Source organism: Brasilonema sp. UFV-L1 (genome assembly GCF_012912105.1).
In the GTDB taxonomy this organism is placed as follows: Bacteria; Cyanobacteriota; Cyanobacteriia; order Cyanobacteriales; family Nostocaceae; genus Brasilonema.
In genome coordinates, this window is sequence record NZ_QMEA01000036.1 from 1 (window position 1) to 21,189 (window position 21,189).

Here is a 21,189-nt window from a genome sequence, read left to right on the forward strand (position 1 = left end):
ACGGGGATTTGAGAAGCCCACACTGACCCGTTAGGGCAGTGTGTGGTAGTTCACTGGTTTTGAGGAGCAGTCTGAACTAGCCCCTTGAAAGACCGACACGTCAAATACTTAATATATCCTGCCGAAACTGACGAAATCTTCTTGACGCTCTCCATCAACCGGAAACGATATAAATCTTAAGTAGGGTGCGTTACGGCTTTGCTATAACGTACCATGTTATGTAACGGTGAGGAAGATGGGATCAAGGTTTCCAACCAGCTAGCAGATTTGGGTAAGCAACTGGCGTTGGAAAAATTTTCTGGAAACTAGATTGACGTTGTTGTGGTGTTTCACCAGTCATATTCCAAAGAGTTTCGTAAAAAAAGAAAGAGACTCCCGCAAAGTTGCGTTCTCGTACTTTCTGTACTTGTGTCTGTATTTGTTGCATAGGTATAGATTTGCCTTTTAATCCAGCCATAATTCCTATACTTACTGGTATATGACTCCGTGCTGCTTTCACTTCTGGAAACTCTAGTTCTTTGACGAAGACATTTAAGTCATCTCGGTATAACTGTATAATAAGTTCTTCAACAAATCCGTTTCGTTCCCATGTTTGCCAGTCTGCTAAGAAGGATTCATAGGAAAAGCGTTGAGGATTAGGTGATACCGAGACAAGACAATTTTTTTTCGTCGCTTTAATTGTCTGGAATACCCGTTTCATGTAGTCAGTTATTTTATTAGCTCTCCAGCGTAGCCATTCTGGGTTTTGAGGATTTGTTGAAGGAGCTCGACCACGATGTTCTTTTTTGTATAAAGCTACTGTGTATGCGTCGTATCCCAATTCAGAAGGCAAGCCAAAATGGTCATCAAATTGAATACCGTCAATATCGTAGTTTTTAACGATTTCAACAATTAAATTTTGTATAAATTGTTGAACTTCTGGGTGAAAGGGATTCAGCCAAACCCGGTTATGGGTACCTTCTTTCCAAATTTTACTACCATCACGACGGCTGGTGAGCCATTGCGGATGATTTTTGGCTAATTGTGAGTCAGCAGGTGCCATAAAGCCAAACTCGAACCAGGGAATGACTGTTAAACCTTTTTGATGCCCAACTGTGATGATTTCTTTGAGTATATCTCGCCCTTGTAGTCCAGGGGCTGGGTCAAGCGATCGCCCAGTCACTTTTTGTGCAACTTTGCTAGGGTACAGTGTCCAGCCCCAGTTCCAAACAGTAGGATATACAGTGTTAAAGTTTAGATTTTTCAGGCTTTGCAAAGAACCTTGGAGACGATTACGCTCAAACAGCACATCGCTGTCTATATTAGTTAGCCACACCCCTCGTAACTCAGAGATTGGCGATCGCAAAGGAGTATTTTTAGCGTATGAAGGAAACGAGAGCAGCACTGTACCTACAATGCTTAAAGCGACTACAAGTGCGAAAAACGCCTGTCTCTTAATTGCTAGAACTTTTACAGATAGAAGTTTATTGCACCATCTCACCAATTTTTTCATCATCTACTTGTTAAAAAAGTTTCATTGTTCATAAGAAAACTATCAAAAATGACTCAGAGCAATGAGCAGAGGTTGCTCTTTTGCCTGTACATTGCATATCACTTAGTGATAGTAATAACATATATTCTAAGTTTTTTTATGTCAAAATCACCCAATCAGGTGATTCATTTGGGTGAAGTATGTTTACAGAGCTTAAATTTACGATAAAGACTAGGGAACAATAGATAATAATTGTAGCGTTTTTTTTGACATCTGCTTCAAAATAAAGACGTTTTAATTATCCTAAATTCTTCTTATCATTAAGAACAATCAATTCTTTTGTTTTGCAGGGAGTTGGTTATCTTTACTGTTAGTTTATTGACTAACATATAGACGTTGAACTTACTACCTCTAGTATGGCTAACTTTATTACATTATCATGAACAACCTTCTCAAGAATTATTGTACTACTAAACAAACTCAAATTATCACAGCTTTTGTTTTATCTGGAATTTTGTCTATTGGTGGCAGTTTAACAGCGATAGAAAGTGCTACAGCTGTTTCGGCAAACTATTTTGCCGAAACAGCTAGCCAAGTTTTAAAAGAAAACATAAAAACAAACAGCTTACCGCGTTCAGTGACTTCTGCAATACTACAAGATTTATCTAACAGAGAACAAATCTCCAACAGAAAACTAGAAATTATTGACTATAGTCAACGGACTTGGCGTGACGGATGCATGAATTTACCTAATCCGGATGAACTTTGCACTCAAGCATTAATTCCTGGTTGGCGAGTTGTCCTCTCGAATGGTGCTCAGACATGGATTTATCATACTAATAACAATGGGCATTCCATTCGTTTGGCAAATCCCTATATTCTGACAAAAAATCTGCCACAAAACTTTCCAAGTTATATTGAGAGTGCGGTCTTGCAAGCTGCATACCAACGCTTGAATATGCCTACATCTGGGCTAACTATTATTCAAGCTCAACAGAAGACTTGGAGCAACGGCTGTTTGAACTTACCAAAATCAGGTGAAAACTGTACCGAAGCTTTAGAAAGCGGTTGGCGAGTTGTTGTCAAAGCAGATGATCAAACATTGGTTTATCACACCAATACAACAGCTTCCAAAATCAGGTTTAATAGAAAAGAAAGCGAATTTAGTGAAAGCAGGTTACCTGGAAGAGTTAGAGATTCTGTGTTGCGTCGGGCAAGCGAAGAGTCGGGTTTACCTGAAAAGTCGCTGAGTGTTGTTGCATCTAAACCGGCTCGATGGAATGGGTGCGAAAATCAGACTTCCAATTATCCTTGTGACTCTGCTGTTTCTGGTTGGCAAGTTATAGTAGGTGCTGGACTAGAACGTTGGGTATTTCTGAGTGATGAGCGTGGTTATCGAATTCAGCTTTCAAAGCAGTATAGTGAAACACCCAATGTCAACTTACCCAAGGATATTGCTGAGAGAGTTTTGGTACGAGCCTCTAAGCGTTTAGGAACAGCTATTTCGGAATTACGAATCACTCAAGTAGAACGAAGAGAATGGCCCGATAGCTGTTTAGGTATAGCAGATCCGCTGACTTCATGTGCAGCTGTTATTGTACCAGGTTGGAAGGTGAGTGTGAGCGATGGACAACAACGCTTAGTTTATCGTGTTGGCGAATCAGGTACTGTCATTCTTGATGAAAAAGCGAGCGCAATTGCTGATCATAATAGATTGCTCACGCCAATTTCCATTCCTAGAAGTGAGTTACCACAACCTTTAGATAGCGGCGTCATTTTTCGGCAAATCTCCAGTGGTGGTTTTGCTGGAAGAACATACGAAACTATTTTGCTCGACGATGGACGCTTGATTCGTGTTCGGATGGGCGTGAGTAATGATTCTGAACATAGCGATCGCCGCATTCCTCTCGAACAAGTGCAAAGATTTCAGCAACTGCTGGAACAGGAGAGTGATGAATTCAATAATATGAGTTATCCTGCACCCCAAGGCGCTGCTGATTACATCACGTATACTCTTACCAGCCGCAATGGTACTGTTAAATACAACGATATTTCTCAAAATAGCTTACCTGAAAATTTGCGGCTCATACTCAACAGTTGGAAGCGGATAAGCAGTAGCTCTTAACTTGTCGCCTTATATCCCCGCGCTAAGTGGTACTCCACTTAGCGCGGGGATATAAGGCGGGAGGCGACGAATCGCCTCTAAACGCCAACAACCTCCGGTTGTTCAGTGCAAGGGGTTGAACGTATCACCCACCAATTCCCAAACGCCCAGCTAAACCAGGAGTGAGTGGAAGCAGAGTCACAACCATCAAGAACAAAGCCAAAAGACCTAAAGCAGCGCGTGCATCATCGGGTTCGCTAATTTCATTTAAGCTGGGACGTTCTAAATCTCGTTGTAAAAACAAAATCACAATTGCCCAGTACATTGCTAAAGGAGTACCGAGAGACACTAACGCCAGTACAATTAAAGTAGCTACTGTTGCTCGTCCTGCAGTTTTTCGTCCATAAATCGCTTGGACAATACGACCACCATCCAGTTGACCTGCTGGCATCAAGTTTAAAGCAGTCACGACTAACCCCAACCAACCAATGATGACAAGTGGATGTATATCCACCAAAGGTGACTGTAAAGCAGAACCGAGTATAACCCGTGCCAAAGTTCCTACCAGGATAGAACCAGAGAAAAACTGATTTGGCAATTGAAACAGACTCCCTTTGTGAGAAAGAAGCAATCCAGCCACCAACATTAATAAGGATACAATTCCCCCAGCCGCTGGTCCTGCTAAAGAAATATCGAATAGTACCTTGCGGTTAGGTAATAATGATTCAAAACGGGTAATCGCACCGAAAGAACCAATTTGTACAGCGGGAAGAAAGTAAGGCAAACTGAGGCGAATCTGATGACGGCGGGCGAGTAACCAATGACCGATTTCATGAACTATCAAAACAGTTAAAATCCCAGCAGCAATCGGAATAACTTCTTGGAAGCGTTCTGGGTTGTTAAAGAAATCAAAATTCAGCAGTAACCCCCCAGTTTCTAAGCTTGTAGCAATTGTTCCCACCAGCAAGACTACAGCAAAAACTTTCTGCGGTAATGTCATCGGACGCGGATCATTGCGACTCGGAAGCACTATGAAGACTGGTCGCTCATCTGTATTTTCAACTAAAAACAGACGATATTTATCACCTAGACGTTCTTGTAAACTCTCAGTGAGACGGTTGTGAACTGCTTCTGGTTCTCCTCTGAGATTTCCTTTAAAGATTGCTCCTTCTTGGTAGGCAATAGTTTCTGTGGTAAAAAAGGTATCAATGCCGAAAATACCTTTAATGATGTTCAAGTCTTCTTCAGGAATCGGTATGACTTCAAGTTTTAACTGTTCAGTTCCTTCAGGAAGATTGGAATTTTTTGTAGGACTCGCTTTTTCGGAAGCCTCAGCTTCAATCCTTTGAGTTGCCCGTTGCCTGAGTATGGCATCCTGTCCAGCTGCTCGCAACTGTCTTCCTAAAAAAATGTACACCCCAGCGGATGCCACCAACAAGAACAAAATTCCTACTATATTGATGTAAATCCCTGCTGCAAACAAACCAAAAAACAGCAACCAAGGAGTCATCAATACCACCGACTGTAACCAGGCTAAGATTCCCAGCTTGCCATAAGGTCTGGCGCGATAAAAGCCCCAACCTAAAATTCCGAAAACGACCAGCACAAGAGTGGCAACAATAGGCGTTTCTGAAGAAGTTAACATCTTTTAACCTTTTTAAACTTTCGCTTCTCAAACCAAGCTTGAGTAAATCAGTGGTTCATGGATATTAATAATTTATAACGAGGTTGTCACAGAATTATAGCGATTCTTGTTTGAATCAAATACACACCTGATGTGTAGAGAGCATCGATTCTTACTTGGTGACTTCTGACTTGGCTTATTCAATAGCAGGACTTACGAAAACAAACCCGGTTTCTATCAAAAATCGTCTGTTTTGCAACCAAATACGAACGAAGAAAGCGGGTTTCTAGCAGATGGTGCGTAAGTCCTAAATAGTAAAAAAACAGAGGTAGATAACTCTACCTCTATGATTAGGGGATAAATAAATGATTTACAGTTGTCTGACAACTAATTCCAACTTATGAGCTTTAGTATCTGCTGCTATTGGGCTTGTGAACAATAAAGCTAAGAACTTGGCATTGCTTGATGTTGTCAAAACCCACCACGCGGATAAAGTTATTGCCGTACTGAGAACGGCAAGCTTGAACTTCGTTTAGTACTTCTTGAGTAGATTTAGCACCAAACAGAGGCAGTTTCCACAGAGTCCAGTAATATACTGTCGGCTCCGAATTCTCGTTAAACTCAATAGCCGGAATGTAACCTTGATTGAGAATGTACTGAATTTGCTTCGCAATCTGAGCATCAGAGAGGGGAGGCAAATAGGAAAGGGTTTCGTAGCGACGCTCTTTTGGTAAGGTTTGCATAAGTAATGATAATGAGTTGCGGTTGATATGAGTTATCAGTTATCAGCTATCAGTTGTTAACTGTTCACTGTTTACTGTTCACTGTTCATTGTTTGGATCTGATGTTGGTTGGGTTTCTGCTTCAGGACTGGGAACTGATGTATCTATTTGCGTGATTCGCTCAAGATGCTGGCGACGGTGTTTCATATTGGCTTGCTGAATGCCGGTGCGAACCATTTCGGGTAAGTATTCAGTAACTTGTTCCGCTATGTGTTCTCTAACAGTCATGATCCGCAAAGCCAAGTCGGGCTTTTCTTGAAACAGTTCCTTAATATATGCTTCTCCATCCTGAATTTTGTCAGCGGAAAAGCGTTGTAGCCACAGTGCTAAGGGAGGATTTGTTTCGTTGATTTGAGCCAACACCGTTCTCAGTGCCTGATAAGTCAGGTAACTTTGCAGCGTCTTGGCTGTGTCTTTCGCAATTTGCTTGATATCCATGCTTGACCCCAGCCCTAGAATAAGTAAAAAGTCAAAAGTCAAAAGTCAAAAGAAAAAAATTATTTTCTTTTACTTTTTAACTTTTCACTCTTGCATCAGACGGTATCGACTGCTTCAAACTCGAACTTAATTTCCTTCCACAGTTCGCAAGCAGCAGCCAGTTCAGGAGACCACTTAGCAGCTTCGCGGATAATGTCGTTACCTTCACGAGCCAAGTTGCGACCTTCGTTACGAGCTTGGATACAAGCTTCTAGAGCGACGCGGTTAGCGGTAGCACCAGGAGCGTTACCCCAGGGGTGACCAAGTGTACCACCACCAAATTGCAGCACGGAGTCATCACCGAAGATTTCTACCAATGCTGGCATATGCCAAATGTGGATACCACCGGAAGCTACAGCCATTACACCTGGCATAGAAGCCCAGTCTTGGGTGAAGTAGATACCGCGAGATCTGTCTTGCTCAACGTAGTTTTCACGCAGTAGATCAACAAAGCCCATTGTGATACCGCGCTCACCTTCCAATTTACCGACGACGGTTCCGGTGTGGATGTGGTCACCACCAGACATCCGCAGGGTTTTAGCCAAAACGCGGAAGTGGATACCGTGGTTCTTTTGACGGTCGATAACGGCGTGCATCGCGCGGTGGATGTGCAGCAACAGACCGTTGTCACGACACCAGCGAGCCAATGTGGTGTTAGCGGTGAAGCCTGCTGTTAGGTAGTCATGCATGATGATAGGCATGTTGAGTTCTTTAGCGAACTGTGCCCGCTTCAGCATTTCTTCACAGGTAGGAGCGGTCACGTTCAAGTAGTGACCTTTGATTTCACCTGTTTCTGCTTGTGATTTGTGGATAGCATCTGCCACAAACAAGAAGCGATCGCGCCACCGTTGGAATGGTGCAGAGTTGATGTTTTCGTCGTCTTTGGTGAAGTCCAAACCACCGCGCAAGCACTCATAGACAGCGCGTCCATAGTTCTTAGCAGACAGACCCAACTTGGGCTTAATCGTACAACCCAACAGAGGACGACCGTACTTGTTCAGTTTGTCACGCTCAACCTGGATACCATGTGGAGGTCCTTGGAATGTCTTGAGGTAAGCAACAGGAATCCGCAAATCTTCCAGACGCAGTGCTTTCAGGGCTTTGAAACCAAACACGTTTCCTACGATAGAGGTCAACATGTTGGTAACAGAGCCTTCTTCAAACAGATCCAAAGGATAAGCAATGTAGGCAATAAATTGATTATCTTCACCGGGAACTGGTTCGATGTCGTAACAACGACCTTTGTAGCGATCTAGGTCGGTGAGCAAGTCTGTCCATACTGTCGTCCAAGTACCAGTGGAAGACTCAGCCGCCACAGCCGCACCTGCTTCTTCATAGGGAACTCCGGGCTGAGGTGTAACCCGGAAAGCCGCCAGAATATCTGTATCTTTAGGTGTGTAATCCGGTGTGTAATAAGTTAGCCTGTAATCTTTTACCCCAGCTTGATAGCCTGATTTCGTCTGAGTCTTCGTTTGCGCGTAAGACATGTTTACCCTTCCAAGAAGTCACTCTTTTACTACTTAAAACAAATCACGTTACGTACGTCTTCTTTCACCTCACACCTATCCCCTGTCATCGGGGGATAGAATAGGAAACATTTTGTGTTCGGGGTTGCTCATTGCGGAGAATTGTAGTTTCACTGCAATTATTCTTGACAGAAACCCCAAGATATGTTTTGTGAAAGAGCAACGTTGCACATCACATAATCTGTAGCTTGTTTCACAATATATCAAGAATGTAATAAGTTATTCTTTGAATATTTTTAACTTTTATATTTAAATTTGTTATTAAATAAAAATTTAAACATTTTGTTAAGAATACTTTACAAAATGGTTGTCACATCATAGTATTCTGTTCCATTAGAAGTGTAGGGTGTAAGAGCAAACAAGCCTATGCAAATTCCTCAACTTGAAACCCAACGTCTTATCCTACGAGGATTTCGTGAGGAAGACCTTGATGCTTACACCGAGATGTGTAGCGACCCCGAAGTTATGCGCTACATTGGTGAAGGGAAACCTTTATCCCGTTGGGAGTCTTGGCGAAATATGGCAATGATGCTTGGTCATTGGCAACTACGGGGATATGGTATCTGGGCTGTTGAGGAACGTTCTAGCGGTGAAATGATTGGGCGGATAGGCTGCTGGAAACCTGAAGGTTGGCCTGGATTTGAAATTGGTTGGACGTTGCGGCGAACTTATTGGGGACACGGTTTTGCAACAGAAGCAGCAACGACAGCAATGGATTATGCTTTTGGTGAGTTACAGCAATCCCACGTGATTAGTTTGATTCGTCCGCAGAATGCTGCTTCAATAAGAGTGGCCGAGAGATTAGGGGAAAAACTGGAAGGAAAGACACAAATGTTTGGAAGTGAGGCGGTTATCTACGGCATTCATCGAGAAGATTGGTTCGCAACAATGCAGAATCTTTAGCTTCTTTGTTTCCTTGCCCATTCTCTCACTGCTCGTCGAATTGCTAGCCTTCCAGCAGCACGATTTTGCTCAATCACTTTCGGCAGTTCACGAATTGCTAAATTAGGAAACACTAAACTTTTTTGTGCTTCGATATATTCACCATCTTGTAAGTGATAAATCTTCAGTTCACCTGAGTCATAACACCATAGTTCTGGTACTCCCAAACGGGCATATATCGGAAAGCGATTTAAGGACTTACTTGTGAGATCTATTTCCAGTGCTAAATCAGGTGGTGGATCTTGAGTCAAATCCAAATCCAGCCTACCTCGAATTGCATCCACATTTTGGAAGTAAAAGCAGTTATCAGGTTCAACCCCTGCCATCCGGCTTTCTCTCCTCCAAGTAGTTGAACCCAGACATTCGTATTCCAGATTCAATTCCTCAGCAATGTCATCTATTGCGATACCAATAGTGACTTTATAATATTCGTGTTCAGGCAAAGGAGTCATAATTTCTAACGTCCCATTATTATAAGCAATACGTGCCGCTCGTTGCTCTCCCAAGTCGTGGAGGAGATTTTCAAACTGTTGCCAACTGATGTTGTAAAGTATCACCCGATCAGCCCGGTTGGTGCTGGTTGTCATTCAAATGACCTCCTGTTACCTACTAAAAAAAATTGGTATTGGTGCGTTACACTGCGTTAGCACACTCTACACTCAAATTTTACTATCAAAGTCTTTGTATAAGTCTTGTAATGCTTCTTCCAAGGAGACAGGTTGATAGCCTAAAGAAAAAGCCTTGGAACTATCTAAAGAAACATCAGATGGTCTAGGTGCTGCCATCTTTACATCTTGTTGTCTGCTGGCTTTTAATCCATTGTCCGGAAGTTGAAAAATCTCTACTAATAAACGACCAAAATCATAGCGTGAAATTCTTTGTTTTCCCCCTAGGTGAATGAGTCCGCTGACTTTTTCTAATGCTAATAATAGTCCTGGCGCTGCAGTTTTTCCGCTGACTGGTGTCCGGAATTCATCTGTGAATAAATTTAACTGTTTTCCTTGTTGAAGAGTTTGAATAAACGATTGTATAAAGCTTGTAGCTGTCGGTGTTTCCATCCCAAAGATTAATGGCATACGGCAAACAGCAGTTTTGGGATAACGCTCCAGCATACCTTGCTCAGCCATGACTTTTTGCTCACCATAAATATTAATAGGACAGACAGGATCGGTTTCGCGATAAGGAGCATTGAAACCATCAAAAACTAAGTCTGTTGATGTAAAAGCACAAGGAATAGAATAATCTGCACAAAGCCCAGCAATATTAGAAGATGCTGTGACATTGATTGCATATGATTCCTCTGGATGAGTTTGACAAAAGTTTGGTTGAGATAGTGCTGCAGTGTGAATAACTGCTGCTGGTTGAAAATCACTAAATATTTGTTTTAGTTTTTGAAAATCAGTCAAATCAACTTTCAGCATTTTGATGTCTGGAATTTCCAAAGAATGAGAAAAGTAAGTTCCAGAAACTTCCCATTCTTGTTTTGCAATCTGGCAAAGATGATATCCTAGAAAACCACTAGCACCAGTAATCAATAGTTTTTTCATATTTGAAATGTATACTCTAACGCAAATAAGCTATGTTAAAAATATCACGGCATTGTGTGTATTTGAGAGCAAACTGGAATACTCAGAAACGATGCGATATGGTCGCCCGTCTGTCCGTATGTCTTTGGCTGAGGCTTGTTTAGTGCGGATGGCGCAACAATATGCGGTAGTTACACTTAGTCTCAAGTAAGCCCAATCCTCAGCTATATTGAGGTTCGGTGAACAAAGCGATCGCTTTGTGTTGTTACCTGCGGCTGTTGCTTAACCCCACCCTGTGGCAGATACTATAAAGCAGCTGTTGAACAGCAAGCGTGCTGGTGTCACAATATAATCATGCCGATTGAATCCAACTCCAACTCATCCAAGTCTTATAAACAAGAACCTGTTCCTGAAGACAACTTACAACCAGATGATTTCGAGGATGTAGGTGAAAATTGCCCAATACCAGATGAACTCACAACTCAACAAGCCCTTTCTGCAATTTCAGCCCTGCAATCTCCGCGAAATACAGCAGCCCTTCAACAAGCGCGTTTCACCTTCCAAGGGCGTACTCAACCTGTAGCAGTAAAACCTAGGGCATTGTTGCTAATTTTAGCGGCGATCGCCATCACCTTTATCGGAATTGCTATAAATAACTGGTTCATTGGTATGTTGGGAACACTGCTAGCTTGGCTCATCTCCTTAGCGGTGTTGTTACCCGCAGTCATAAATGCAATACAACAGTGGTTTTCAGCTCAAGAACGATCGCTGTTTATTGCTTTTTTAGGACTCGTAGCAAGTGTCATTGGCTTTGTGAAGTTTAGCGGTTTAGGCGATCGCATCTTAGCTGTTGGACGCCAAATCAACTGGGAAGCTTCTGGAACACTCGCAGAATGGTTTGGCGCTTTAGGACAAATTCTGATCGCCATCATAGCCGTCTATGTTGCTTGGCGACAGTATATCATTTCCAAAGACTTGACTATTCAGCAAAATATGCTGACTGTTCAGCAAAATATCATTACCCAGCAACAGACAATTGATTCTTATTTCCAAGGCATTTCTGATTTAGTATTGGATGAAGAAGGATTATTAGAAGATTGGCCTCAAGAGAGGATGATTGCTGAAGGACGCACAGCAGCAATTTTGAGTAGCGTTGATGGAAGTGGTAAAGCGAAAATTCTCCGCTTTCTCTCACGTTCTAGATTGCTGACACCTCTAAAGCGCGATCGCCACCTTGGTCGAGCTATTCTTGATGGTAATGGTGGTTATGCAGAAGATCGAGAGGCGGGTTTACGTGTCATTGATTTAGGTGTCATGCTTGCAGGAGCAGATCTTGCTGGTACTGATTTGCGTTGGACTGATCTTTCGGAAGCAAATCTTGTCCGCGCTAACCTCACTAGCTGTGACTTGGTAAAAGCCAACTTCTCCCGAACTATCTTATATGAAGCAAAACTTGACTGTGCTGATTTGAACGGAACCCGCTTATTCTATGGTTCGGCTGAAACCGCCTCGCCTCGCAGCCGTACTCAACCGCCAAATTATCAAACTGGCGAACACACAGGCGCTGTTGTAGAAAATGCCGATTTTAGTGATGCTCAGCGAATGTCTGAGTCTATGCGTTACTATTGTTGCGCTTGGGGAGGTGAAAAAACTAGAGGTACTATCCCCGGTGGTTGTGAAAGAATTCCGAATAAGTTGGCTAGATGACGGTGCATTTACTTTATCATTTGTCAACTGTATTGATGAAAAAACATTATTACCATGAGCCAGGGATTTTTCATCCCTGGCGATCACATTCTTGCCTTTGAGCTTAAGTTGATATTATTCTTGGCATTAGCAAACTATGTGACTACCATTTGTGTCGGATATGGTCGTAAATCTCCACATATTCTGCTCCTGGATTATTCCAAGAATAATCATACTCCATACCTTGAATGGCAAGTTTGCGAAACTCTTCTGGATTGTTATACCACAACTTCAAAGCACGTTCTAACGCAGATTCAAGAGCATGATAATCTGACTGGTAGAACACATATCCATTGCGTTCTTCTGGAGGTTTGGTTTGGTCGTAGTCTTTATCAAACACGGTATTAACTAGCCCACCAACTCCTCTAACAATTGGCACAGTACCGTACTTCAAGCCAATCATTTGAGTCAGTCCACACGGTTCATAATTACTAGGGACAATAATCATATCTGCCCCCGCATAAATAAGGTGGGATAATTCTTCGTTAAAGCCAAGTTCTAAATGAACATCAGGATTACTGTTCAAAAAGTTTTTCTCATGACGGAAATGATTATTAATCCCTGACTCTGTTGCTGAACCCAATAGCACAAATTGTGCTGCATTCTGGAGGGCGTAATAAATTGTATGATGGACAAGATGAACACCTTTTTGTTCATCTAAACGACCAATGTAGGCAATAATTGGCTTATCAACATCCTGCAATAACAGCCGCTCTCGTAAAGCTTTTTTATTCTTAGCTTTTTCTTCAAAATTGTCTTTGGTGTAGTGAGAGGGAATGTATCGGTCTATTTTAGGATTCCAAAAATCACAATCAATGCCATTGAGAACACCAGTGAATTTATCTTGGTGTAGGTGCAAAGTATGACCCAATCCGTAACCAATATCAGTGTAACGAGCTTCCCAAGCATGATGTGGTGAAACTGTCGTTACAGCATTGGAGTAAGTAATGCCCCCTTTCATAAAGTTCAGGGCAAAAGGATTAAAGTTGTCCTGCAGCTTATCAGACTGGAAGTAATACGACTCTCGGTTTAAACCTGTTGCCCAAAGAGTATCGACTCCAGCAAATCCCTGATGTTTGAAGTTGTGAATGGTGTAGCAAACCCGTTGGTACTCCATCCCATGATATTTGTACATTTCATACAGCATGACCGGAACTAAGCCCGTCTGCCAGTCATGACAATGGATAACATCAGGTCGTTTGTTACTCTGGAGCAGAAATTCCAAAGCAGCTTTGCTGAAGAACGCAAAGCGCATATTGTCATCGTTGCAACCATAATAGCAGCCCCGATTGAAGAAATTATCCCCAGAGTGAGGTTCAATAAAGAAACACAACCGTCCGTGTACCCAGCCACAATAGACTGAACAGTGAATTGCACCGCCATACCAGGGCACCCACAAGTTCATGAAGGCGTCATGGAGTCCCCAAATGTGGTCATAACGCATGCAATCGTACTTCGGCAGAATGAGTTCGACGCAATGTCCCCGGTTTTCAAGTTCCCTACTGAGTCCGTAAACGACATCGCCTAAGCCTCCGGCTTTGATAACTGGAGCACATTCTGAGGCAATTTGTACGATGTACATCTCTACCCTCGCTTAACAAAAATTTACTTTTATTATCCCTTTCATCATGACAGAAAAGATGTATCTATTGGCAAGTCACTTACCCAGTCATTAGGTACAAATTCTTCATCATAACGTGATTTGTATCATTTGCTGCCAAATTATTTTGACAAGCAGCTTTTCAAAATCAAAAAATCATGCAAAAATATATCTTAAGTTAGGTTTACAAATATTGTTAAGCATATTAAAGCAGTTCAAAATTAAATCAAACTTGCATGGAGAGTAAACTTAGAGAACTCATTGGTCAGTCGAATGTCTGGCTCTTTGTCAAAAGTAGTAACGGCTGGTTAAAGAACGTGGAAATTTTAGATGTGAGTTGTGACACCGTAACATTTCGTTACGAACATGAATCTGAGGTAGAAAAAAGGATTTGGGAGAAGACTACTCGGATTGACAACATTGCAGAGATTGAAGTTCGTTTATTAACACTACCAAAGGGTGATAAACAAGTCCAAGAGATGAAAAGTAGACTTTCCAAGCTGCTTGAACAAGAAGAAAAATAAGGTTTTTGACACTCCCACGGCTTGAAGTCGTGGGATTCTTGGCTCAATAAACGCTCTTAGCCAAACTTGTTTCCAACTTGCACTACCTCTCGACAGGTGTAAGCCACTGTTTAATACTTGCTGGTAACTCAGAAGTAAGACGCAATGGTAATTCAGGTGTAGAGAGAGATTGTGCGTACGCTGGTGTGAGAAAAGGTTGGTAAATTTTGGCTTCTGGTGTTAATTGCTTAATAAATGCTAAGCTCACACCTTTGGTTAATTGACGAAGAGATTTAGTTTCTTCACCTCGCCGTTCTTTGACTATAGTCGTCGCTGCACTTTCTGGATGTATTGGATCGCTAATACTCAAGTGAGTTCCACCAATAGCAGTCAGCAGATACTTCTCACCTCCAAGTTGGGTAAAAGGTTCTATTTGATGTTTCAGCGCTGGAGTCAGGGCGTCTTCTGTTCCGCTTAAGACTAAAACTGGTTTTGTGACTTGTGTTAGACCTTTTTTGCCAAAAAGTTTACCAACTAGGGGGTTAAGAGCGATCGCACTTCTAACTCGCTCATCTTTTACTTTCAGTTTTCGCTCTCGTAAAGAAGTCGCCGAACACTGTAACCAATCACCAGGCGCTTCGCCGATATTTAAAGAATCTTTACAAAATTGACGTAACTGTTCCAAGTTTATTTCTGCTCCAACCAAAGCTAAAGCAGTGTAACCTCCCAACGAGTGACCGATGACAGTGACTTTTTCAGTGTTTAATTTACCCTGAAGCTGACCAAGTTGAGTATTTAGTTTTGCCAATTCATCGAGCACAAAGCTAATATCTTTTGGTCGATCAATAAATTCTGTAGCGCTGAGTAGCTTTGCCAAGTTCTGTGTATCTGAAGCTTTACTGACAGCATCAACGTTGCTTCCAGGATGTTCAACCGCAGCAACAGTTATGCCATGAGAAGCTAAATGACGCGCTAAATAGCTCAAAAATCGTCGGTTTGCTCCAAAACCGTGAGAGAGGACAACGAGTGGGTTAAGAGTGTTTCCCTGACTCGAATAAATATCTACAGGAATTATACGGTTGCGCTGTCGGTCATTCAGGACAATTGTCTGCTCTTGTACTGCTTGATTTCCCAACGCAGCTGGATCAAATGCTGCTTTGAAAGGTATGCTACTTTCAGCAGACAACTCTCGTTCCAGTAACAAACCAAAAGCTTGACTCTGTAAATTATTTGGATTAAATTCGACCGCCAAACCGACAGCTTTTGTCGCGTCTACTGTAATATTCTCTCCTGGGTAAGCTCGCAAGAAACTCAATGCGTTAAAACCGTTTGCTTGTCGCAGTGCAAAATTTAGGGTTGCTTTGATACTTTCTGCTGTACTACCTGGTATGACTCCGCCCAAGGATGATATGAACTGTCTCCCTGCAGGCGATCGCACCAAGTTATCAATAAATCTGTCTGCAACAGCAGGATTGATTTCTAATCGCTTGGTGAGTAATTCTCGCACTTGTGAAGTCAGGACTGGTGAGAGAATTTCTAACCCTTCTGGTAATCTCCCAGTTTTGGCAAACTTCTCTAAGTCTACAAGTGCGACTGACTGCTGAAATGGACCTAGGCGAATAGTAACTGTTTGGGCGGCCATTGTAGAAGGCATTCCCGCACCCCATCCCAAAGCAAGCATCAAAGGAAATAGTAATTTTTGTGTCCAGGATGCCTTACGCCAATGTTTGCCAAGTTGAAACTGCATCATTGTCATTAGTCATTTCATATCATGAGTTATCAGTAGCCCATAATTTATGACTTTGTGAGTTGAAATGCAGTTTCCTGCAAGTCTGGAAACAGGGAGGATTGAACAATCAATTATCAATTATCAATTGTCAATTATCAGTGATCAGTGATCAGTGATCAGTTATCAGTTATCAAGGAAGCGCAGTATCAGTTGTCAGTTGTCAGTTGTCAGTTGTCAGTTGTCAAGCAGATTTTTTGTTCTTTGTTTACTGTTCACTAGTCACTGGTCACTGGTCACTGGTCACTGTTCACTGTTTACTGATAATTGTTCATTGTTCATTGATTCTTGACAAACCTCCCCAGTTTGGGATTTTTTTAGTATCCGAATAGAGCTCTGAAAACACCTAAAACAGCACTGAAAGGATTTATGATTGTACTAATAGTATCACTCGTCTTGGCTATGCCAGAACGGTAGACTACCACAACATCATTGTTGCGAAGTATAGGATTTGTTTGCTCGTTAATTCCTGCTGCCAAATCGACTTTTACATTGCGCTTGGTGACAGAACCATCCGGATTAAGACGAACTAAATCAACTCTACCCCTGCTGGCTCTCCCATCATTAAACCCACCTGCTGAAAGCAGTGCTTGGTTTAACGTACTATTCGGCTGAACTTCTTTTATCCCTGGAGTTTTCACTTCACCGACGACATTGACTTGAATCCGTGAAGGAGCCAAAGTCGTAGTTGCTAATTGAGTCGCTTCTGCTCGGCTGACTTCTGTGGCTCTTGGAAAGGAAATCGTATCTCCGTCTTGCAAAATCACGTCCTGATTGATGTCACCACTATTCAGTAGTTTCCACAGGTCAGCTTTGATTAATTGTTCACCGCCTGTTCTCGTGGGTCGGCGTATTGTGATATTACGAACATCAGCTTCTGGCGTAATTCCTCCAGCTAGCTGTAGTGCTCGCGTCAGAGTTGGTAACCCAGTTATACTTGGCGCACCAGTTGTGTTGTTTGCGTTTCCTCCTTCTGCAGTACCTTGGGTGATCAGATAGGTTCCCTGACGGAGAACTTCACCAATCACTACTACTGTACGAGGAGTGGTGGGATCTGCTGCAAAGCTTGCAGCAGATGCATTTCGTGCATCTGCCAAGGTTACAGCGTTTGCCATAGGCACATAGATAGTATCTCCATCTCGCAAGGTAATATCTTGTGGTAATTTACCTGTTCGTAACAGCTCCTTCAAATCGATGACGAGTACTTGCTCTGAACCGCGTCCTTGCTTACGTCGTAATTCCACTCTTGTCAAATCCGCACTTTGTCTCGTTCCCTGAGCTGTTGTCAACGCCGATAGTACAGTTGGGAATTGCACACCAGGATCATTTCCTCCGCTTCCTTGTAAGCTGAGAGTATAAGCACCTGGACGTGTCACATCTCCAGCAACGAAAATGTTAATCGGACGAGGTGCTAAAAGATTAATTGTAATGATGGGTTGTTTGAGATAGCGCTTATACCTCTGAGTAATTAAGTCAGCTGCTTGTTCTGTTGTGAGTCCTAGCACAGATACATTGCCAATCAAAGGCAAGTTCAACCCTCCACCCGGAGGAACTTGATACTCTCCTGAATATTCGGGAACTTCAAATACGCTGACTCTGATGCGATCGCCACCTCCCAAAGTATAGTTTACATCTACCTGTGGTTGTGCTGGTACGCTTTGTTTTTGTGTATAGTCTATATTTATTTTTCTTGTAGGTACGCCTTGTCTTTGTGTATACTTTGTATTTATCTGTGACGGTGCTGATAAAGGTTGTCTAGAAGTATTTGTATTTATTTGTGTTGTTTGTTTGGCTGGATTCTGAGCTAAGCCAGTCAGCGGAAAAACGATATTAACAGCAGTTAACAGTAGCACGCCTCCAAATGGTTGGCTAATAAACCTTAACTTTGTTTTATGCATATTTACCTGAAGCTACTATTTATAGAGTACTGTCTAAACATTTTAAGCTTGACTATTGTCTTTTATTCAAGTTCCCTAACACTTTTATTTTCTTCAAAAATCTTATTTTTTAGGGGCACAATTATTGATTGAATTTGAATTTTTAATGAAGTTCATTTAAAGATAGAGAGTTTATCATATTTAATTTTCAATATATTGTGGTTATGATTACATTTTATCTGATGAGTTTTCTGTTTGTACAAGAGTAAAAACAAAAATATTTTTCACAATCAAATAACACGTATACTCCCTGATTGCCCAAAACAGACCTCATTTGACGAATGCTCATGCTGAGCGCCTTTGCATACTGTAAAGACGCTAAGTACAACATTGCACAAGTTCGTCGTCTTATAGTTCAGGCGTTGCGCTGATGAGCGCGAGCGCAGCTACAAGCCCGGTATTGCGATACAAATTTATGAAATGCAATACTAAGGATACACAGACAGAGTTGATAGACAAAATTAGAGTTGAGTTGTCAAACATGAAATTTAACAGTGTGGGAGTACGTCACTGTTGCGACTGATTGTGTTTTTGGATCTGTCCTACAAAAAAATCTTCCAAAGAGGGACGAGATAAATTCATTGCAATAAGTTTTCCCCCCATGAGACGAAAACTGGCAAGAAAATCATAAACATCGCCTTGGACTTCACCTTGCCAAGAACCATCAGATTGATACTCTAGATTGGGAACCCATTTTTTTAGAACTTCCCACTCTCCCCCATAACCTTTGATATGATACGCGTGAGTTGTTCCTAATAGTTCATCAAGCGGACCTGAGGAAATTAATTCTCCTTGAGCAAGAATAGCGACGCGATCGCAAATTTGCTCAACCTCACTCAGAATATGGCTGTTGAAAAAAATCGTTTGACCTGCGGCTTTCAGCGCTAGGATCATTTCCCGCATTTGGCGACGTCCCACAGGATCCAGACCTGACATTGGTTCATCAAGAAACACCAATTCTGGGTCGTTAATGAGTGCCTGTGCCATACCGATACGTTGTAGCATTCCTTTAGAATAACAACGAAGCAGCTTTTTGCGTGCATCAGCTTGCGATAACCCCACCAATTCCAAGAGTTGAGGAATGCGTTGACGTTGTACCTTTTTAGGAAGTTGAAATAACCCAGCACACAGTTGCAAAAATTCCCAACCAGTGAGGTGATCATAAAAATAGGGATTTTCGCTGAGGTAGCCGATGCGTTCTTTCACACTGCGATCGCCCAATGGTCTACCTAAAATCAATCCCCGCCCTGAGGTTGGACGAATAATTCCCAGCAATAATTTTAACAACGTTGTTTTTCCAGCACCATTTGGTCCGAGTAATCCAAAAGTTTCTCCCTTATAAACTTTTAAAGAACAGCTTTTGAGGGAGACGATTTTTGAATTTAAAAAAAAGCCTGTGCGATAGACTTTTTGCAACTCAGAAGTTAAGACAACTGGCGGAATACCTGTGGTATCGAGTTGAGAGTCAGAGGCGTCTGCGACAGACATCATGTTGTGCTTAATGCAACAGAGAAAATAAGAGGTGAGAACGAATGATCCAGTTGACTGATAATAATAACACCATTATGACCAATGTGTTCTCAATAGATAAGTAAACAATTCCAGTTTGCTTTGCAGTTGTGAGTATCATTTCCTGATTTTTTGAGTACGCGCCAGTTGGTCAAAATGGGGTCAATACGGTTTTGGCGACAATAATGACTCTAGAACTAGTAAGCTGTTCCACATTTAATTTGCATATTTTGGATTGTCTCTTAAAAAGCTTAATTCCTCCCATCTCCCCAATACTCGCGCTTACCCTTCAGGGGCGCTACGCATTCGCCTAGCGTGCGCTTGCGCTTACGCTCTCTACCCCATCTCTTTAGGGATGAGACATGAACTGACCAATACGCTTAAGAACACTCAAAACTTGCTCTAATTCATTTTCTCTTTCCATTGATAAAGCATAGGAACGGCTATACAAAGGTTTATTTTCTCGTGTGAGTTTAACGAACACAAATTCTCGACCATTCACCAGAAAACCAAATGTAGCTTTGTTGCTCCTAGGATTATCCAGCATATAGGCTAAAGCTTGGGGTAGCGCCTCCATGACATCGAATTTAGTACTTTTGGATTCAATTACCAATACCCAAAGTTGTTGCTGGATAACTAAGACATCAATATTTCCTCTAACAATAACTCCTTCATCTTCAGCAGTTATTTCGATAGAACTTTCAGTTTTAATAGCAAAAGGTGGTTGATAAAATCCTGCGAAATCTAATAGAGGAGATAGCACAACCATTTTTACGACTTCTTCTAGGAGATAACGACCGTTAAACAAGTTGAAATAGTTACTTTTCACTCGGTCTAAAGCTCGTTTTTCCTCATCTGTGAGAACAGGTAAGTTTTCTTGCCATTCGGGGAAAAATTTCGGATTTGTTGTCAGTTGAAGTCCGAAATGTTCTTGGAGTTCTTCTAGACTGATATCTTTCGCTTGAATGGTTTGAATCATAACATTCCTTTAGAACTAGGAATTGTACCAGCACGACGCTTATCAATTTCCACTGCCATCCGCGTTGCTCTGGCAAACGCCTTGAATGTTGCTTCAATTATGTGATGGGAATTTATACCATCTAATTGGCGGATATGAAGCGTCATTTGGGTATGGTTCACCAAAGCTACGAAGAATTCGCGCACTAATTGGGTGTCATAAGTTCCGACTCGCTGGGTAGGAATTTGCAAACCGTAGCTTAGGTGAGGGCGTCCAGAAAAATCCAACGCGACTTGAATGAGTGCTTCATCAAGAGGCGCAACGAAATGCCCAAAGCGGACAATACCTTTTTTATCGCCAAGTGCCTTGCTAATAGCTTGACCTAGGGTAATACCAACATCTTCGTTGGTGTGGTGATCGTCAATATGCAAATCTCCTGTCGCCTTAACCTCCAGATCGATAAGCCCGTGCGAGGAAATTTGATGCAGCATATGATCCAAAAAGGGAATGCCAGTTGCTGCATTGCAAACTCCTGTACCATCCAAGTTGATTTTGACAGACACATCCGTTTCGCTTGTCGTGCGGCTAATTGTGGCAATACGAGAGTCACAGTTTTGTTGTTCGTTCTGTGAAGGGATAATTTGGCGTAGAATAGAGTCTTTGCTGGAGGAATCGCTGATTTGCATACACAACCTGGC

At 42.0% G+C, this 21,189-nt stretch carries 17 protein-coding genes; 4 read left to right on the forward strand and 13 right to left on the reverse strand.

Features of this window, described 5'->3' with window-relative positions; genetic code table 11:
• Window positions 1–241 precede the first annotated feature (241 nt).
• The gene (locus DP117_RS12690) at window positions 242–1,495 is read right to left on the reverse strand and encodes a glycoside hydrolase family 10 protein (RefSeq protein ID WP_248277641.1); all 1,254 of its coding nucleotides are present in this window, start codon (window positions 1,493–1,495) and stop codon (window positions 242–244) included.
• 415 nt (window positions 1,496–1,910) lie between these two features.
• On the opposite strand from DP117_RS12690, the gene DP117_RS12695 reads away from it, so the two are divergent.
• Window positions 1,911–3,596 (forward strand): hypothetical protein, encoded by a 1,686-nt coding sequence (locus DP117_RS12695; protein ID WP_169218667.1) that lies wholly within the window; start codon window positions 1,911–1,913, stop codon window positions 3,594–3,596.
• 124 nt (window positions 3,597–3,720) lie between these two features.
• On the opposite strand, the gene DP117_RS12700 is transcribed toward DP117_RS12695, so the two are convergent.
• From DP117_RS12700 to DP117_RS12715, 4 genes are all read right to left on the reverse strand, one after another.
• Window positions 3,721–5,220, reverse strand: coding sequence for a site-2 protease family protein (locus DP117_RS12700; protein ID WP_169218668.1), 1,500 nt, complete (start codon window positions 5,218–5,220; stop codon window positions 3,721–3,723).
• Window positions 5,221–5,606: 386 nt separating this feature from the next.
• Window positions 5,607–5,942, reverse strand: a complete 336-nt coding sequence (locus DP117_RS12705; RefSeq protein ID WP_048870441.1) for a ribulose bisphosphate carboxylase small subunit — start codon at window positions 5,940–5,942, stop codon at window positions 5,607–5,609.
• A gap of 78 nt (window positions 5,943–6,020) precedes the next feature.
• Window positions 6,021–6,419 (reverse strand): chaperonin family protein RbcX, encoded by a 399-nt coding sequence (locus DP117_RS12710; RefSeq protein WP_169218669.1) that lies wholly within the window; start codon window positions 6,417–6,419, stop codon window positions 6,021–6,023.
• 95 nt (window positions 6,420–6,514) lie between these two features.
• On the reverse strand, window positions 6,515–7,945 hold the full coding sequence (locus DP117_RS12715; protein ID WP_169218670.1) for a form I ribulose bisphosphate carboxylase large subunit: 1,431 nt from the start codon (window positions 7,943–7,945) through the stop codon (window positions 6,515–6,517).
• Window positions 7,946–8,350: 405 nt separating this feature from the next.
• Between DP117_RS12715 and DP117_RS12720 the strand changes: the two genes are divergently transcribed.
• The gene (locus DP117_RS12720; protein ID WP_169218671.1) at window positions 8,351–8,887 is read left to right on the forward strand and encodes a GNAT family N-acetyltransferase; all 537 of its coding nucleotides are present in this window, start codon (window positions 8,351–8,353) and stop codon (window positions 8,885–8,887) included.
• On the opposite strand, the gene DP117_RS12725 is transcribed toward DP117_RS12720, so the two are convergent.
• Window positions 8,884–9,513 (reverse strand): Uma2 family endonuclease, encoded by a 630-nt coding sequence (locus tag DP117_RS12725; protein ID WP_169218672.1) that lies wholly within the window; start codon window positions 9,511–9,513, stop codon window positions 8,884–8,886. The two genes, DP117_RS12720 and DP117_RS12725, sit on opposite strands and share 4 nt — an antisense overlap.
• A 72-nt stretch (window positions 9,514–9,585) precedes the next feature.
• A complete protein-coding gene (locus DP117_RS12730; protein WP_169218673.1) occupies window positions 9,586–10,473 on the reverse strand; it encodes an NAD(P)-dependent oxidoreductase in 888 nt (295 codons plus the stop codon).
• Window positions 10,474–10,806: 333 nt separating this feature from the next.
• Between DP117_RS12730 and DP117_RS12735 the strand changes: the two genes are divergently transcribed.
• A complete protein-coding gene (locus DP117_RS12735; RefSeq protein ID WP_169218674.1) occupies window positions 10,807–12,159 on the forward strand; it encodes a pentapeptide repeat-containing protein in 1,353 nt (450 codons plus the stop codon).
• 142 nt (window positions 12,160–12,301) lie between these two features.
• Here the strand turns inward: DP117_RS12735 and glgA are convergent, their stop codons facing one another.
• Window positions 12,302–13,780: a glycogen synthase GlgA gene (gene glgA, locus DP117_RS12740; protein ID WP_169218675.1), complete on the reverse strand. Its 1,479-nt coding sequence runs from the start codon at window positions 13,778–13,780 to the stop codon at window positions 12,302–12,304.
• A 254-nt stretch (window positions 13,781–14,034) separates the two neighbouring features.
• On the opposite strand from glgA, the gene DP117_RS12745 reads away from it, so the two are divergent.
• A complete protein-coding gene (locus tag DP117_RS12745) occupies window positions 14,035–14,322 on the forward strand; it encodes a DUF6679 family protein (protein WP_169218676.1) in 288 nt (95 codons plus the stop codon).
• Between the two features lie 82 nt (window positions 14,323–14,404).
• Here the strand turns inward: DP117_RS12745 and DP117_RS12750 are convergent, their stop codons facing one another.
• The 5 genes from DP117_RS12750 to hisB form a co-directional block, all read right to left on the reverse strand.
• Window positions 14,405–16,048 (reverse strand): alpha/beta hydrolase, encoded by a 1,644-nt coding sequence (locus DP117_RS12750; protein WP_169218700.1) that lies wholly within the window; start codon window positions 16,046–16,048, stop codon window positions 14,405–14,407.
• 356 nt (window positions 16,049–16,404) lie between these two features.
• Entirely contained in the window at window positions 16,405–17,985 is a 1,581-nt protein-coding gene (locus tag DP117_RS12755) for a polysaccharide biosynthesis/export family protein (protein WP_169218677.1), read from the reverse strand.
• A gap of 546 nt (window positions 17,986–18,531) precedes the next feature.
• Window positions 18,532–19,515, reverse strand: a complete 984-nt coding sequence (locus tag DP117_RS12760) for an ABC transporter ATP-binding protein (protein ID WP_169218678.1) — start codon at window positions 19,513–19,515, stop codon at window positions 18,532–18,534.
• 367 nt (window positions 19,516–19,882) lie between these two features.
• On the reverse strand, window positions 19,883–20,512 hold the full coding sequence (locus DP117_RS12765) for a type I restriction endonuclease (protein WP_169218679.1): 630 nt from the start codon (window positions 20,510–20,512) through the stop codon (window positions 19,883–19,885).
• Window positions 20,509–21,177, reverse strand: a complete 669-nt coding sequence (hisB, locus tag DP117_RS12770; RefSeq protein ID WP_211176075.1) for an imidazoleglycerol-phosphate dehydratase HisB — start codon at window positions 21,175–21,177, stop codon at window positions 20,509–20,511. Before hisB ends, DP117_RS12765 begins: the two co-directional genes overlap by 4 nt.
• Window positions 21,178–21,189: the final 12 nt, after the last annotated feature.